This is a genomic window from Aquincola sp. J276, assembly GCF_024700035.1.
Lineage (GTDB): Bacteria > Pseudomonadota > Gammaproteobacteria > Burkholderiales > Burkholderiaceae_C > Aquincola > Aquincola tertiaricarbonis.
In genome coordinates this window covers 1513403-1528455 of sequence record NZ_JAJONC010000001.1, presented here as the reverse complement: position 1 = coordinate 1528455, position 15053 = coordinate 1513403, and the positions used below count along the sequence as shown (strand labels likewise).

Genomic DNA, 15053 nt, shown 5'->3' with positions numbered 1-15053 from the left:
GGCTTCCATGCTTAAATCAGCGTAATTTGACGCATTCCCGGAGCCCGCCATGAAACAGATCACCGCCGTCATCAAGCCCTTCAAGCTCGAGGAAGTGCGCGAGGCGCTGGCCGAGGTGGGCGTCTCCGGCCTCACCGTGGTGGAGGTCAAGGGCTTCGGCCGCCAGAAGGGCCATACCGAGCTCTACCGCGGCGCCGAATACGTGGTGGACTTCCTGCCCAAGGTGAAGGTGGAAGTGGTGGTCAAGGACGATGACGTCGACCGCTGCATCGAGGCCATCGTCAAGGCCGCCAAGACCGGCAAGATCGGCGACGGCAAGATCTTCGTCTCGCCGATCGACCAGGTGGTGCGCATCCGCACCGGCGAGACGGACGAGTCGGCGATCTGAAGCACCCCGCCGGGCGCTACAGCTTGGAGTAGTCGTCCGGCGCGGTGGCCCGTGCCGCTGCGCCGGCCAGCCGCTGCATCAGCCGCGGCGCGTCGGTGTCCACGATCAAGGCCTCGAACTGGGGCTGGGACACGAAGCCGCGCTGGTGACTGATGCGCGTGAATTCGAGCAGCGCGTCGTAGTAGCCATCGACGTTGAGCAGCGCCACCGGCTTGTCGTGGTAGCCCAGCTGCTGCCACGACCACATCTCGTAGATCTCCTCCAGCGTGCCGATGCCGCCGGGCAGCGCGACGAACACGTCGGATGCCTCGGCCATGGCCAGCTTGCGCTGGTGCATGGTGTCCACCACCTGCAGCTCGGTCAGGCCGCGGTGGCCCACTTCCCGCGCCATCAGCGCCTGCGGGATCACGCCCAGCACCTCGGCGCCGGCGGCCAGCGCCGCATCGGCCACCGCGCCCATCAGGCCCACCTTGCCGCCGCCGTACACCAGCCGGCCACCGGCCTGGCCGATGAGCACGCCCACCTCGCGGGCGGCCTGCAGGAAGAGCGGCGAATCCCCCGCGCGGGAGCCGCAGTACACACACACCGACAACGCCATCGTCACCCTCCTCCCCACCGATGCCACCCGGCGGCAAGCCAGATGCCGCCGCACAGCAGCAGCGACATCAGCACCGCCGCACTGCCGATGTCCTTGGCGCGCTTGGACAGCGGGTGATGCTCCAGTGACACCCGGTCCACCACCGCTTCGACGGCGGAATTGAGCAGCTCCACGATCAGCACCAGCAGCACGCTGCCGGCCAGCAGCGCCACCTCCACCCAGCCCCGACCCAGCCAGAAGGCGGCCGGCAGCATCAGCACCGCCACCCACACTTCCTGGCGGAAGGACGGTTCTCCGGCATAGGCCGCGCGCAGCCCCGCGGCCGAGTAGCCGGTGGCATACAGGATGCGGGCGAGGCCGCTGCGGCCCTTGTCGGGCCGGGTCATGCCGCGGCCGTGCGCCGCGGCGGGCGCACCGGCCGCCAGGTGATGAGCTGCGTGCCGCACAGGGCGTCGTGCAGGAACTGCCGCTGCGGATGCAGCCGGGCCAGCGCGGCATAGGTGGCCACGCCGGCGATCAGCAAGGCGGTGATGGCGCCCAGGCTGTGCAGCCCGGCCAGCCAGGCGGTGGCCGTGGCGGGCAGGAACCAGATCCAGCTCAGCAACGAGCGCGCCAGCGCCCGGCCCTGGCTCAGCGGCTGGCCGTCACGGCGCACCACCCGCACATGCCAGGCCTTCATGGCCACCGTCTGGCCGCCATGCGACCAGAACCACACGAAATACACCGTGAGCACCAGGAAGAGGAAGGCCATCAGCCCGTGGCGGCCCTCCAGTGCATTGCGCTGCTGCGTGAGGCTGCTGTAGAGGTAGCCGGCGATCATCACCACGCCGAACAGCAGCACGCCTTCGTAGAGGAAACAGGCCAGCCGGCGCCAGATGCCGGGAATGTCGAATTGCGGGGGGCGCTCAGCCGTCATGTAACAGGGGTCAAGGGCCCTCGGACGCCGGCTCGGAGGCCGGCGCCGAACGCGCCGCGGCTCCCTGGGCGCCACGCTTGGGCAGCAGGGTGGTGGAGTCGACGAAGGCCGGCGTGGCCGCGATCTTGGGCACGCCGGTCTGCTGGTGCAGCGGCGGCTTGGCCGGGCGCGACAGCAAGGTGGTGGTGGCGCCGGGCCCGGCCTGCACCACGGTGGGCGCCACTGGCCGCACCGGCGTGGGCGCCGAGGGCGCTCGCACGATGTTGCTCTTGCTGCCGTCGGTGTGGGTGGCCGAGCCGGGCAGCAGGGTGTCGCGGTCGTTGCGCGGCGGGCGGGCCCGGTCGGCCAGCCGGCGCTTCTCGTCGGGCGGCAGGGCCTGGTAGCTCTCCCAGCGGGCCTTGCGCTCCTCGGGGCTGATCTGCCGCGCTTCCTGGAAATTGATGCGGGCCTGGCCGCGCTCGCGCGGCGACAGCTTGGCCCATTCGGCCATGCGCTGCTGCATGCGCTCGCGCTCGTCGGCCGACATCCCCGGGAAGCGCGCGGCAATCTCCAGCCACTTCTGCTGGCGCGACGCATCCAGCGTCGCCCAGTCGCGCTCCAGCGGGGCCAGGGCGCTGCGCTGCGGCGCGCTCAGGCGCTTCCAGGGCGTGCCGTCACCGCTGGTCTGCGCCAGCGTGGCGCCGGCGGTGCACAGCAGTGCCAGCAGCAGCCCGCGGGCCGCCTGCCGTTGCAGCAAGCGCAGTGCAGCGGTCATTCGGCCGCGGTGCGCAGGAACTCGACGAAGCCGGGATCGGCATAGGCGTCGGGCGGCACGCTGTCGGACAGCAAGGCGGTGTCGATCTCCACCGCGGCCTGGATCTGCGAGCGGCTCTGCCATTCCTGGATCAGCAGCAGGCCGCCGGCCAGCACCAGCAGCGGCAGCGCCGAGCCCAGCCGCAGCCACCAGTTGGTGCCGCCGCCGCGGCCCAGGCGCAGGGTGCCGGCCATGCCAGGCCCAGGGCCACCACCGGCTCGGCGCTTTCAGCGGCCTGGCGCACCGCACGGGCGCGCTGCAGCGCCTGCTCGCGCGCGAAGCGCAGGCGGGTGTCGATGTCCGGCGGGGTGCCGGCGGCCACCGCTTCGCTCAGCCGCGCGGCCACGCGGCGCGCGAACTGGTCCTGCAACGATTCGGGGGCCAAGGAAGATGTGTTCGTCATGGTGCAATTCCCTTGGAGCGAAGTGCCTTCGCGAGTGCATGGACCGCCCGTGAGCAGTGCGTCTTGACGCTGCCTTCGGAGCAACCCATCACGGAGGCGGTCTCTGCGACGTCGAGTTCCTCCCAGTAACGAAGCAGGAAGGCCTCGCGTTGACGGGCCGGAAGCTCGCCGACCTGGGTATCGATCAGTTGCAGGATCTGCGCCCGCGACACGCTGTCGGCCGCGCTCTCGGCGCCCAGGCTGCCGTCGGCGCTTTCCAGCGCTTCCAGCAGATCGAAATCGCCGCCGCCCGCGTCGTCTTCGGACGATTCGAACGACGAGAGGTTCCGTACCACCGCATTGCGCACCTTCTGCCGCCGGAACCAGTCCATGGTGGCGTTGGACAGGATGCGCGGAAACACCAGCGGCAGCTCGGCCGCAGGCCGGTCGGCGTACTTCTCGGCCAGCCGGATCATCGAGTCCTGCACGATGTCCAGTGCGGCATCGTCGTCGCGCACCGCGTACACGGTGCGCTTGAAGGCGCGCTTTTCCACGCTCTTCAGGAAATCGGATAGTTCTTTGTCGGTGGCCAAGGCAGCAAGAGGCGGCAGCCCCTGTTGCGAGGCCGGCGGATTATGGCACCGGGCCTCCACGTCCATCCCCCAAAGGTGCCAGGAGTGATGCCATAATCCTCGGCTCAGCACATCTTGCTGGGGGCACGCCGATCTGGGGCGCCTCCCGGCAGCACCGGCTCCACATCCGCCTCACGAGGGCGCGAGAAGGGGCACCGATGGTTTTTCGTCAGAGAAAATCGCAAAGGTCAGTCATGGACATCTCCCCCGCCGAAATCAAGCGCGCCGCCTCGGCGCAGCCTTCCTCCCCCCACGCCGCCTCCGCCGACCCCAACGGGTCCGAGATCCTCGTGCGCTGCCTGCAGGCCGAAGGCGTCAAGTATCTCTGGGGCTATCCCGGCGGTGCCGTCCTCTACATCTACGACGCCCTGTACAAGCAGGACACGATCGAGCACGTGCTGGTGCGCCACGAACAGGCCGCCGTGCATGCCGCCGACGGCTACGCACGCGCCACCGGCGACGTGGGCGTTGCGCTGGTCACCTCGGGCCCGGGCGTCACCAATGCCATCACCGGCATTGCCACCGCGTACATGGATTCCATCCCGATGGTGATCATCACCGGGCAGGTTCCCACGCCGGCCATCGGCCTGGACGCCTTCCAGGAATGCGACACCGTCGGCATCACGCGGCCCATCGTCAAGCACAACTTCCTCGTCAAGGACGTGCGCGACCTGGCCGCCACGCTGAAGAAGGCCTTCCACATCGCCCGCACCGGCCGGCCCGGCCCGGTGGTGGTCGACATCCCGAAGGACGTCTCGCTCAACACCGCCCCCTTCGTCTACCCGGACAAGGTGGAGATGCGCTCGTACAACCCGGTGCGCAAGGGCCACGGCGGCCAGATCCGCAAGGCGGTGCAGCTGCTGCTGCAGGCCAAGCGCCCCTACATCTACACCGGCGGCGGCGTGATCCTGGGCAATGCCTCGGCCGAGCTGCGTGAGCTCACCGCGCTGCTGGGCGCGCCCGTCACCAACACGCTGATGGGGCTGGGCGCCTCGGCTGCCAGCGACCCGCAGTTCCTGGGCATGCTGGGCATGCACGGCACCTACGAAGCCAACATGACGATGCAGAACTGCGACGTCCTGCTGGCGGTGGGCGCGCGCTTCGACGACCGCGTGATCGGCAACCCGAAGCACTTCGCATCGGTCGAGCGCAAGATCATCCACGTGGACATCGATCCCTCGTCGATCTCCAAGCGCGTGCGGGTGGACATCCCCATCGTCGGCGACGTGAAGGACGTGCTGGTCGAGCTGATCGCCCAGATCCGCGAGGCGCAGAGCAAGCCGGACACCGCGTCGATGTCGGCCTGGTGGAGCCAGATCAACGAGTGGCGCAAGCGCGAGTGCCTGAAGTACAAGGGCAGCAGCGAGGTCATCAAGCCGCAGTACGTGATCGAGACGCTGTGCGAGCTCACGCGCGACCGCGACACCTACATCACCTCGGACGTCGGCCAGCACCAGATGTGGGCCGCGCAGTACTTCCGCTTCGAGCAGCCGCGCCGCTGGATCAACTCCGGCGGCCTGGGCACCATGGGCGTGGGCCTGCCGTATGCGATGGGCATCAAGCTGGCCAAGCCGGACAGCGACGTGTTCTGCGTCACCGGCGAAGGCTCCATCCAGATGTGCATCCAGGAGCTGTCGACCTGCCTGCAGTACAAGACGCCGGTCAAGATCCTGTCGCTGAACAACCGCTACCTCGGCATGGTGCGCCAGTGGCAGCAGCTGGACTACGGCGGCCGCTACTCGCACAGCTACATGGACGCGCTGCCCGACTTCGTGAAGCTGGCCGAGGCCTATGGCCACGTGGGCCTGAAGATCGAGAAGCCGGGCGACGTGGAAGGCGCGCTGCGCGAAGCCATGGCGCTGAAGGACCGCACCGTGTTCCTCGACATCCGCACCGACCCCACCGAGAACGTCTGGCCGATGGTGCAGGCCGGCAAGGGCATCAGCGAGATGCTGCTGGGCTCGGAAGACCTGTGAAGCGCCACTAGGCAGGTGAGGGCGGCTGGCGTTACCGCGCGGCCGCAGCCACCTGCCGAAGGGTGCCGACCGGCTTCCGGCCGACTCACTTCTTTCCTCAACCTCGCACAGCGTGGCCAAGGGCCGTCGGTTACCGCCGCCGGTCTGAAGAGCGCGCAGGACGAAAACTCATGAAACACGTCATTGCCCTGTTGCTCGAGAACGAGCCGGGCGCCCTCTCGCGCGTGGTGGCCCTGTTCTCCGCCCGCGGCTACAACATCGAGAGCCTCACGGTCGCCCCGACCGAGGACCCCTCGCTGTCGCGCATGACCATCGTCACCAGCGGCAGCGACGAGGTGATTGAGCAGATCACCAAGCACCTGAACCGCCTGATCGAAGTGGTCAAGGTCGTCGACCTGACCGAAGGCGCCTTCACCGAGCGCGAGTTGATGCTCATCAAGGTGCGCGCCGTCGGGAAGGAGCGCGAGGAGATGAAGCGCATGGCCGACATCTTCCGCGGCCGCATCATCGACGTCACCGAGAAGAGCTACACCATCGAGCTGACCGGCGACTCCGGCAAGCTCGACGCCTTCATCGAGGCGATCGACCGCACGGCCATCCTGGAGACCGTGCGCACCGGCACCAGCGGCATCGGCCGCGGCGAACGGATTCTCAGAGTCTGACCCACCCCCGGCAGAGCCGTTTTCGCGGCGGCTGCTTGTTCACTGAACCCACCTAATTTCTGCTGGAGAGAACCATGAAGGTCTATTACGACAAGGACGCCGACCTGAGCCTGATCAAGGGCAAGAACGTCACCATCATCGGCTACGGCTCGCAAGGCCATGCCCACGCCCAGAACCTGACCGACAGCGGTGTCAAGGTCACGGTCGGCCTGCGCAAGGGCGGTGCGTCCTGGAGCAAGGTCGAGAAGGCCGGCCTCAAGGTGGCCGAGGTGGCCGAGGCCGTCAAGGGCGCCGATGTCGTGATGATGCTGCTGCCCGACGAGCAGATCGCCGACGTGTACAAGCGCGACGTTGAGCCCAACATCAAGGAAGGCGCCTCGCTGGCCTTCGCCCACGGCTTCAACGTGCACTACGGCCAGGTGATCCCGCGTGCCGACCTGGACGTGTGGATGGTCGCACCCAAGGCCCCGGGCCACACCGTGCGCGCCACCTACCAGCAAGGCGGCGGCGTGCCCCACCTGATCGCCGTGCATGGAGACAAGAGCGGCAAGGCGCGTGACCTGGCCCTGAGCTACGCCGTGGCCAACGGCGGCGGCAAGGCCGGCGTGATCGAGACCAACTTCCGCGAAGAGACCGAGACCGACCTGTTCGGCGAGCAGGCCGTGCTGTGCGGCGGCACCGTCGAGCTGATCAAGGCCGGTTTCGAGACGCTGGTGGAAGCCGGCTACGCGCCCGAGATGGCCTACTTCGAGTGCCTGCACGAGCTGAAGCTGATCGTGGACCTGATCTACGAAGGCGGCATCGCCAACATGAACTACTCGATCTCGAACAACGCCGAATACGGCGAGTACGTCACCGGCCCGCGCGTGGTGACCGAAGAGACCAAGAAGGCCATGAAGCAGTGCCTGAAGGACATCCAGACCGGCGAATACGCCAAGAGCTTCATCCTGGAGAACAAGGCCGGCGCGCCCACGCTGCAATCGCGCCGCCGCCTGACGGCCGAGCACGACATCGAGGTGGTCGGCGAGAAGCTGCGCGCGATGATGCCGTGGATCAAGAAGAACCGCCTGGTCGACCAGTCGAAGAACTGATCGCCATCGGCGATCTCCGGGCCGCGGCGGCCCGGGCCTTCGCCGGCCCGGGTTCCGCGGCCTTCGGCTGTCTGCGGCCCTCATATCTCTGCGGGGTATGCTTTGAAGATGAATGACCAGAACGACGCAGCCCTGTCGCTGCAGGAACCCGACGACCTGCGCGACCGGCCCCGCCGCAAGGGCATCTACATCCTGCCCAACCTGTTCACGCTGGCCGCGCTGTTCGGCGGCTTCTATGCGGTGGTGATGGCGATGAACGGCCGCTTCGAGCAGGCGGCCATCGGCATCTTCATGGCCGCGGTGCTGGACAGCCTGGACGGCCGCGTCGCCCGCATGACCAACACGCAGAGCGCCTTCGGCGAGCAGATGGACAGCCTGTCGGACATGGTGAGCTTCGGCGCCGCGCCGGCGCTCATCACCTACGAATGGGCGCTCAAGGGCCTGGGCAAGGCGGGCTGGATCGCGGCCTTCGTGTACTGCGCCTGCGCCGCGTTGCGGCTGGCGCGCTTCAACACCAACATCGGCGTGGTGGACAAGCGCTACTTCCAGGGCTTGCCCAGCCCGGCCGCGGCGGCGCTGATCATCGGCTTCATCTGGGTGATGGACGACGCGGGCTTCCGCGAGGTGTGGAGCCTGCCGTGGCTGGCCTGGTCCGCCTTCGGCGCCACGTTGTACGCGGGGCTGACGATGGTGACCAACGTGCCGTTCTACAGCTTCAAGGACGTCAGCTTCAAGCGCTCGGTGCCGTTCATCGTCATCGTGCTGATCGCGCTCGGCATCGCGGTGATCAACATCCACCCGCCGATCGTGCTGTTCGCGCTGTTCTGCGTGTACGGGCTGTCGGGCTACGGCGTGTACGTATACCGCAAGATGAAGGGCCGGCCGGTGAGCGTGATCGCCACGTCCACCGATGAGCCGGACGAAGAAGGCCTTCACCGCTAGAACACGTTCCCCCATTCGGGTGATATATTCGTGGCGATGTCGTTCCGCATCGCAACCACCTCGCTGCTACTAGGCGTGCTTCAGGCGCGCTGAACGATCTCGTCCAGAATTTTTTTCTCCCCGGATCAACGGCCCGCCTAGCGCAACGCAGCGGGCCGTTTGCTTTTGGGAAATCCGGCTGCGTTCACACCAACGAAAGACCACCATGTCGATGTTGAAGAACCCTGCCGCCAAGTACCGCGCTGCCACCACCGTCGGCCTCGTCGACCGCCGCTGGCCCGATGCCGTGATCGACAAGCCGCCCGTGTGGTGCAGCGTCGACCTGCGCGACGGCAACCAGGCGCTGATCGAGCCGATGGACCCGGCGCGCAAGCTGCGCATGTTCGAGCAGCTCGTGCGCATCGGCTTCAAGGAGATCGAGGTCGGCTTCCCGTCGGCGTCGCAGGCCGACTTCGACTTCGTGCGGCTGCTGATCGAGCGCAACCTCGTGCCCGACGACGTGACCATCCAGGTGCTGACGCAGGCGCGTGACCACCTCATCACCCGCACCTTCGAATCGCTGGTGGGCGCCAAGCGCGTGATCGTGCACCTGTACAACGCCACCGCGCCGGTGATGCGCCGCGTGGTGCTGGGCCTGGACGAAGACGGCGTGGTCGATCTCGCCGTCAGGCATGCCCGCATGATCCGCGAATGCGCAGAGCGCCAGCCCGGCACGCAGTGGACCTTCGAGTATTCGCCGGAGATGTTCTCCAACACCGAGCTGCCGTTCGCCAAGCGCATCGTCGATGCGGTATCGGCCGAATGGCGCGCCACGCCACAGCGGCCCTGCATCATCAACCTGCCTTCGACGGTGGAGTGCTGCACGCCCAACGTGTTCGCTGACATGGTGGAGTGGATGCACCGCCACCTCGAGCGGCGCGACGGCATCGTGATGTCGATCCACCCGCACAACGACCGCGGCACCGGCACCGCCGCCGCCGAGATGGCCCTGATGGCCGGCGCCGACCGGCTGGAAGGCTGCCTGTTCGGCAACGGCGAGCGCACCGGCAACCTCGACGTGGTGAACGTGGCGCTCAACCTGTACACCCAGGGCGTGGCGCCGGGCCTCGACTTTTCCGACATCGACGAGATCCGCCGCACGGTGGAGCACTGCAACCAGCTGCCGGTGCACCCGCGCCATCCTTACGTCGGCGATCTCGTCTATACAAGTTTCTCGGGCTCGCACCAGGACGCGATCAAGAAGGCCTTCGCCGCGCGGCGCGAGGGCGACATCTGGGACATGCCCTACCTGCCCATCGACCCGATGGACCTCGGCCGCAGCTACGAGGCGGTGATCCGCGTCAACAGCCAGTCGGGCAAGGGCGGCATCGCGTACCTGCTCGAGAGCGAATACGGCCTGGAGCTGCCGCGCCGGGTGCAGATCGACTTCAGCCGCGTGGTGCAGCAGGTGATGGACACCGAGGGCAAGGAGCTGAACGCCGCCGACCTGTGGGCCATCTTCGAGCGTGAATACGGCGTGGCACAGGCCCACATCGCGCATGTTCAGGTGACCGAGCAGGACGACGGCCGCGTGACGGTGCGCGCCGACGTGCAGCACGCCGGCCGCACCCATCGCCTGCAGGGCGAAGGCAACGGTCCGGTGGATGCCTTCGTCGACGGCCTGCGCGCGCTGTCGCCGGCCACGGTGGAGGTGCTGGACTACCATCAGCATGCGATCGGTGGCGGTGCCCAGGCCCGCGCGGCGGCCTACCTGGAGCTGCGCATCGATGGCGCCACCCGCTTCGGCGTGGGCATCGATGCCAACACCACCACTGCGTCGATGAAGGCGGTGCTGGGCGGCCTGATGCGCGCCGGGCGCTTCGAGCCACAGGCCGAAGGCGCCACTGCCTGACGCTGCCGCTCGACACTACAAAGACACCCACGAGGCATCCGAAGGAGACCCGCCATGGCCGACAAGCTCATCATCTTCGACACCACCTTGCGCGATGGCGAGCAGTCGCCCGGCGCGTCGATGACCAAGGACGAGAAGCTGCGCATCGCGCGGCAGCTCGAGCGGCTGCGCGTGGACGTGATCGAGGCGGGCTTCGCGGCCTCGAGCAACGGCGATTTCGAGGCGGTGAAGGCGATCGCCGACGTCATCAAGGAGTCGACCGTGTGCTCGCTGGCCCGCGCCAACGACCGCGACATCGCCCGCGCTGCGGAGGCGCTGAAAGGTGCGGCGCGCTCGCGCATCCACACCTTCATCGCCACCAGCGAACTGCACATGGAGAAGAAGCTGCGCATGACGCGCGAGCAGGTGCTGGAGCAGGCGCGTCAGGCAGTGCGCTTCGCCCGCAACCTGACGGCCGACGTGGAGTTCTCGCCCGAGGACGGCTACCGGTCGGACCCGGATTTCCTTTGCCGCGTGCTGGAGGCCGTGATCGAGGAGGGCGCCACCACGCTGAACATCCCGGACACGGTGGGCTACGCCATTCCGGAGCTGTACGGCAACTTCATCCGGCAGCTGCGCGAGCGGGTGCCCAACAGCGACAAGGCGATCTGGTCGGTGCACTGCCACAACGACCTGGGCATGGCCGTGGCCAACTCGCTGGCCGGCGTCAAGCTGGGCGGCGCGCGGCAGATCGAATGCACGATCAACGGCCTGGGCGAGCGCGCGGGCAACTGCTCGCTCGAAGAAATCGTGATGGCGGTGAAGACCCGCCGCGACTACTTCGGCCTGGAGCTGGGCATCGACGCGACGCAGATCGTGCCGGCCTCGCGCATGGTCAGCCAGACCACCGGCTTCGTGGTGCAGCCCAACAAGGCGGTGGTGGGCGCCAATGCCTTCGCACATGCCTCGGGCATCCACCAGGACGGCGTGCTGAAGGCGCGCGACACCTACGAGATCATGCGCGCCGAGGACGTGGGCTGGTCGGCCAACAAGATCGTGCTGGGCAAGCTGTCGGGCCGCAATGCCTTCAAGCAGCGGCTGCAGGAGCTGGGCATCGGGCTGGAATCGGAAGCCGACGTGAACGCGGCCTTCGCCCGCTTCAAGGACCTGGCCGACCGCAAGTCGGAGATCTTCGACGAGGACATCCTGGCGCTGGTGTCGGACGAAAGCGTCACGCCCGACCGCGAGCACTACCGGCTGCTGGCGCTGTCCCAGCGCTCGGAGATGGGCGAGCGCCCGCACGCCACAGTGGCCTTCGCGGCCGGCGAAGTGGAGCATCACGCCAGCAGCGACGGCAACGGCCCGGTGGACGCGAGCCTGAAGGCCATCGAGTCCCGCGTCGGAAGTGGCGCCGAACTGCTGCTCTATTCGGTCAATGCGATTACATCCGGAAGCACAGAATCCCAGGGAGAGGTGACCGTGCGCCTGCAGCTGGGCGGACGTGTCGTCAATGGTGTGGGTGCCGACCCGGACATCGTGGTGGCTTCGGCCAAGGCGTACCTGGCGGCGTTGAACAAGTTGCACAGCAAGACCGAACGTGTCGCGGCCCAAGGCTGAGGCCCCAGGTGGCGCCAAAAGGCGCCACTTGAGGAACGTGGCGTAAGTTTCTGATCTTGCGTGTGTTTTTTGCTTCGCCTACACTGACTTCTTGACAGGAGCCGGGTGTGGTACGCGCACTGAAATCTTTACGTTTGTTGTGTGTGGCAGGTGCTGTCGGCGTGGCCGCGGCATTGTTCCAACCGCTCACCGCGGAAGCGGCGGCCAAGCCCGCCAAGACGGTCAAGGCCAAGAAGCCGGCGGCGCGCCAGGCCAGCGCCAAGGTCAAGGCCGACCGCACCACCAAGGTGGTGGCCAAGCGCCGCGTGGCGATCGTCAACCCCGAGCCGGCCCGCATGTCCTTCGGCCAGCTCTACGGCCTGCATGGCGCCACCGATCCGCTGGACCTCAAGTCCAGCGTCGCGCTGGTGCTGGACCAGGACACCAACGAGGTGTTGTTCAGCAAGAACTCCCAGGCCGTGCTGCCGATCGCCTCCATCACCAAGCTGATGACGGCGCTGGTGGTGGCCGAAGCCAACCTGCCGGCCGACGAGGTGCTGACCATCACGCAGGACGACGTCGACACCGAGAAGCACAGCGGCTCCCGGCTGGCCGTGGGCACGCAGCTCACGCGTGGCGAGATGATGCACCTGGCGCTGATGTCGTCGGAGAACCGCGCAGCCAATGCGCTGGGCCGGCACTACCCGGGCGGCCTGCAGGCCTTCGTCGCGGCGATGAACCGCAAGGCCCACCAGCTGGGCATGAACGACACGCGCTATGTGGAGCCCACCGGCCTGTCGAGCAACAACCAGTCCAGCGCCCATGACCTGGCCGAGCTGGTGAAGGAAGCCAGCAAGCACGAGGTGATCCGCCAGCTCTCCACATCGCCCGAGCACCGGGTGGAGGTGGGCAGCCGGCTGCTTCAGTTCCGCAACAGCAACGGCCTGGTGCGCAGCGGCTCCTGGGACATCGGCCTGCAGAAGACCGGCTACATCTCCGAAGCTGGCCGCTGCCTCGTGATGCAGGCCCAGGTGGCCGGCCGCAAGGTCATCATGGTGCTGCTGGATTCGGCCGGAAAGTATTCGCGCATCGGCGATGCCGAGCGCATCCGCAAGTGGGTCACCACCGAGCTGCCGGGCAGCCTGGCGGTGAGCACGGCGGTCAAGACGACGCCTTGAGCCCCGCCGCCGGGCCCTGCGAGATGCGGTGGCCCAGGGCCGACGAGATCTGGCTGGCGGTGGCCTTCAGGCGCTCCAGCCAGCCTTCTTCCAGCCGGTCCGCCGGCGCCGAGATCGACAGTCCGGCCACCAGCTTGTTCTGGTCGTCGTAGATGCCGGCGGCCATGCAGCGCACGCCCAGCTCCAGTTCCTCGTCGTCGCGTGCCACCGTCTGGTGGCGCACGCCGTGCAGCTCGCGCTCCAGCCGCGCGATGTCGGTGATGCTGTTGCGCGTGTGGCCGGCCAGGCCGGTGCGCGTGGCATAGGCGCGTACCCGCTGCGGGTCTTCATGGGCCAGGAACAGCTTGCCCACCGAGGTGAGGTGCAGCGGCGCGCGGCCGCCGATGGCACGCACCACCTGCATGCCCGAGCGTTCGCTGTACGTGCGCTCGATGTAGACGATCTCGTCGCCCTGCCGCACCGAGAGGTTCACCGGCTGGTGGGTGAGCTTGTGCAGTTCGCGCATCGGCGCCAGCGCCGCGTCGCGCACGTCCAGCCGCGCCTTCACCAGGTTGCCGAGCTCCAGCAGGCGCATGCCGAGCCGATAACTGCCGGCCTGGGGCCGGTCCACCAGGCGGCCGACCGCCATGTCGTTGAGGATGCGGTGGGCGGTGGAAGGATGCAGTCCCGACCGCTCGCTGATTTCCTTGAGCGAGACAGGATCCTGGTGCTCGGCCAGTACATCGAGTAGCGCGAAAGCCCGTTCCAATACCTGGATCGTGGGCGTTTGACCATCATTTTTTCGCATGCCGATATTGTGAAGCGCTTCTTGAATTTTTGCATCGCGAAACTGGCGTGCGCCGCGCGGCATGCGGTCGTGTTACTGGCTGGCGTGTCGCTGGCTGCAGTGGCCACCGCGCAAGCGCCTTCGGCTGCGGCATCCGCCGGGTCCGCCGCTGCCGAAGCCCCGGCCTCCGAGCCCGCACCGGAAGCTGCGCGGCAATGGATCCAGGTGCCGCGCGTGGGCACGCGGCTGATGCCGGCCGACATCGGCCTGGTGATCAACACCGCGGACCCGTACTCGGTGGCGGTGGGCGCCTACTACATCGAGCGGCGGGGCTTGAAGCCGCGACAGGTGCTGCGGTTGGAGCTGCCGGTGCGCGGCAGCCTGACACCGGAGGAATTCGCCGCGCTGCGCCAGCAGGTGGAAAGCCATTTCGGCGACACCACGCAGGCGCTGGCCCTGGCCTGGACGGTGCCGTATGCGGTGCAGTGCCAGTCCATCACCGGCGCGCTGGCGCTGGGCTTCGATGCCGATTTCTGCCGCCGCAGCTGCGACCGCTCGCGGCCTTCGCCCTACTTCAACTCGGCCAGCAGCATGCCGTGGCGGGACCATCAGCTGCGGCCGTCGATGCTGCTGGCTGCGCGTGACGTGGAGCAGGCCCGGCGGTTGATCGATCGCGGCGTCTCGGCCGACGGGCGGCTGGGCCGGCGCTGGTCCGGGCCGGCGAATGCGCTGTACCTGTCCACCACCGACGCAGCGCGCAACGTGCGCCATCGGCTGTTTCCGCCGGCCGGGCCGGTACCGGCGCTGGGCCTGGCGGTGCGGGTGGAGCAGGCCGACCAGCCGCGGCAGCAGCAGCGCCTGCTGCTGCTGCAGACCGGTACTGCACAGCTCAGCGGGCTGGACGGCCTGGGCTGGGTGGACGGCGCCCTGGCCGACCATCTGACCTCCTTCGGCGGCCAGCTGGATCGGGTGGGCGGGCAGAGCACCGCGCTGGAATGGCTGGACTCGGGCGCCACCGCCAGCTACGGCACGGTGAGCGAGCCCTGCAACCACCTGCAGAAGTTCCCGCATCCGCAGGTGCTGCTGCTGCACTACGCGCAGGGCGCCACGGCCATCGAGGCCTATTGGAAGAGCGTGGCCTGGCCACTGCAGGGCGTGTTCGTGGGCGAACCGCTGGCGGCGCCGTTCGGGCCGGTTCTTCCAGCGCCGGCGGGCGGCGGCCTGGAGCCGGTGTCGATGCGCGCGCCGAAGCGCTGAGCAAGC

At 68.0% G+C, this 15053-nt stretch carries 15 protein-coding genes and 1 pseudogene; 9 read left to right on the top strand and 7 right to left on the bottom strand.

Going from position 1 to position 15053, the window contains the following annotated elements; all coding sequences use genetic code 11:
* Nucleotides 1-49: 49 nt before the first annotated feature.
* Nucleotides 50-388, top strand: a complete 339-nt coding sequence (locus LRS14_RS06985) for a P-II family nitrogen regulator (protein WP_046112213.1) — start codon at nt 50-52, stop codon at nt 386-388.
* A 16-nt stretch (nt 389-404) separates the two neighbouring features.
* On the opposite strand, the gene LRS14_RS06980 is transcribed toward LRS14_RS06985, so the two are convergent.
* The 6 genes and pseudogenes from LRS14_RS06980 to LRS14_RS06955 form a co-directional block, all read right to left on the bottom strand.
* Nucleotides 405-986 (bottom strand): TIGR00730 family Rossman fold protein, encoded by a 582-nt coding sequence (locus LRS14_RS06980; protein WP_257799061.1) that lies wholly within the window; start codon nt 984-986, stop codon nt 405-407.
* Between the two features lie 2 nt (nt 987-988).
* Nucleotides 989-1372 (bottom strand): diacylglycerol kinase, encoded by a 384-nt coding sequence (locus LRS14_RS06975; RefSeq protein ID WP_046112211.1) that lies wholly within the window; start codon nt 1370-1372, stop codon nt 989-991.
* Nucleotides 1369-1902, bottom strand: coding sequence for an RDD family protein (locus LRS14_RS06970; protein ID WP_046112210.1), 534 nt, complete (start codon nt 1900-1902; stop codon nt 1369-1371). The genes LRS14_RS06975 and LRS14_RS06970 overlap by 4 nt, the downstream gene beginning before the upstream one ends.
* 10 nt (nt 1903-1912) lie before the next feature.
* Nucleotides 1913-2656: a DUF3106 domain-containing protein gene (locus LRS14_RS06965; RefSeq protein WP_257799060.1), complete on the bottom strand. Its 744-nt coding sequence runs from the start codon at nt 2654-2656 to the stop codon at nt 1913-1915.
* A pseudogene (locus LRS14_RS30225) lies at nt 2653-3098 on the bottom strand (DUF3619 family protein). Before LRS14_RS30225 ends, LRS14_RS06965 begins: the two are co-directional and overlap by 4 nt.
* A complete protein-coding gene (locus tag LRS14_RS06955) occupies nt 3095-3670 on the bottom strand; it encodes an RNA polymerase sigma factor (RefSeq protein ID WP_046112208.1) in 576 nt (191 codons plus the stop codon). Before LRS14_RS06955 ends, LRS14_RS30225 begins: the two are co-directional and overlap by 4 nt.
* A gap of 233 nt (nt 3671-3903) precedes the next feature.
* Between LRS14_RS06955 and LRS14_RS06950 the strand changes: the two genes are divergently transcribed.
* The 7 genes from LRS14_RS06950 (at nt 3904) to pbpG (ending at nt 13024) form a co-directional block, all read left to right on the top strand.
* On the top strand, nt 3904-5685 hold the full coding sequence (locus LRS14_RS06950) for an acetolactate synthase 3 catalytic subunit (RefSeq protein WP_046112207.1): 1782 nt from the start codon (nt 3904-3906) through the stop codon (nt 5683-5685).
* A gap of 170 nt (nt 5686-5855) precedes the next feature.
* Nucleotides 5856-6347, top strand: a complete 492-nt coding sequence (gene ilvN / locus LRS14_RS06945; RefSeq protein ID WP_046112206.1) for an acetolactate synthase small subunit — start codon at nt 5856-5858, stop codon at nt 6345-6347.
* A gap of 74 nt (nt 6348-6421) precedes the next feature.
* A complete protein-coding gene (gene ilvC / locus LRS14_RS06940; protein ID WP_046112205.1) occupies nt 6422-7438 on the top strand; it encodes a ketol-acid reductoisomerase in 1017 nt (338 codons plus the stop codon).
* A 108-nt stretch (nt 7439-7546) separates the two neighbouring features.
* Nucleotides 7547-8380 carry a CDP-diacylglycerol--serine O-phosphatidyltransferase gene (gene pssA, locus LRS14_RS06935; RefSeq protein WP_046112204.1) on the top strand — a complete coding sequence of 278 codons (834 nt, stop codon included), beginning with the start codon at nt 7547-7549 and terminating at the stop codon, nt 8378-8380.
* A gap of 211 nt (nt 8381-8591) precedes the next feature.
* Nucleotides 8592-10271 carry a 2-isopropylmalate synthase gene (leuA, locus tag LRS14_RS06930; RefSeq protein ID WP_257800429.1) on the top strand — a complete coding sequence of 560 codons (1680 nt, stop codon included), beginning with the start codon at nt 8592-8594 and terminating at the stop codon, nt 10269-10271.
* Between the two features lie 54 nt (nt 10272-10325).
* A complete protein-coding gene (locus tag LRS14_RS06925) occupies nt 10326-11867 on the top strand; it encodes a 2-isopropylmalate synthase (RefSeq protein WP_257799058.1) in 1542 nt (513 codons plus the stop codon).
* A 161-nt stretch (nt 11868-12028) separates the two neighbouring features.
* Nucleotides 12029-13024, top strand: coding sequence for a D-alanyl-D-alanine endopeptidase (gene pbpG / locus LRS14_RS06920; RefSeq protein WP_257799057.1), 996 nt, complete (start codon nt 12029-12031; stop codon nt 13022-13024).
* Here pbpG and LRS14_RS06915 read toward each other — a convergent pair.
* Nucleotides 13008-13811: an IclR family transcriptional regulator gene (locus LRS14_RS06915; RefSeq protein ID WP_046112201.1), complete on the bottom strand. Its 804-nt coding sequence runs from the start codon at nt 13809-13811 to the stop codon at nt 13008-13010. The genes pbpG and LRS14_RS06915 overlap by 17 nt on opposite strands.
* Before the next feature lie 69 nt (nt 13812-13880).
* Between LRS14_RS06915 and LRS14_RS06910 the strand changes: the two genes are divergently transcribed.
* On the top strand, nt 13881-15047 hold the full coding sequence (locus LRS14_RS06910) for a TIGR03790 family protein (RefSeq protein WP_257799056.1): 1167 nt from the start codon (nt 13881-13883) through the stop codon (nt 15045-15047).
* Nucleotides 15048-15053: the final 6 nt, after the last annotated feature.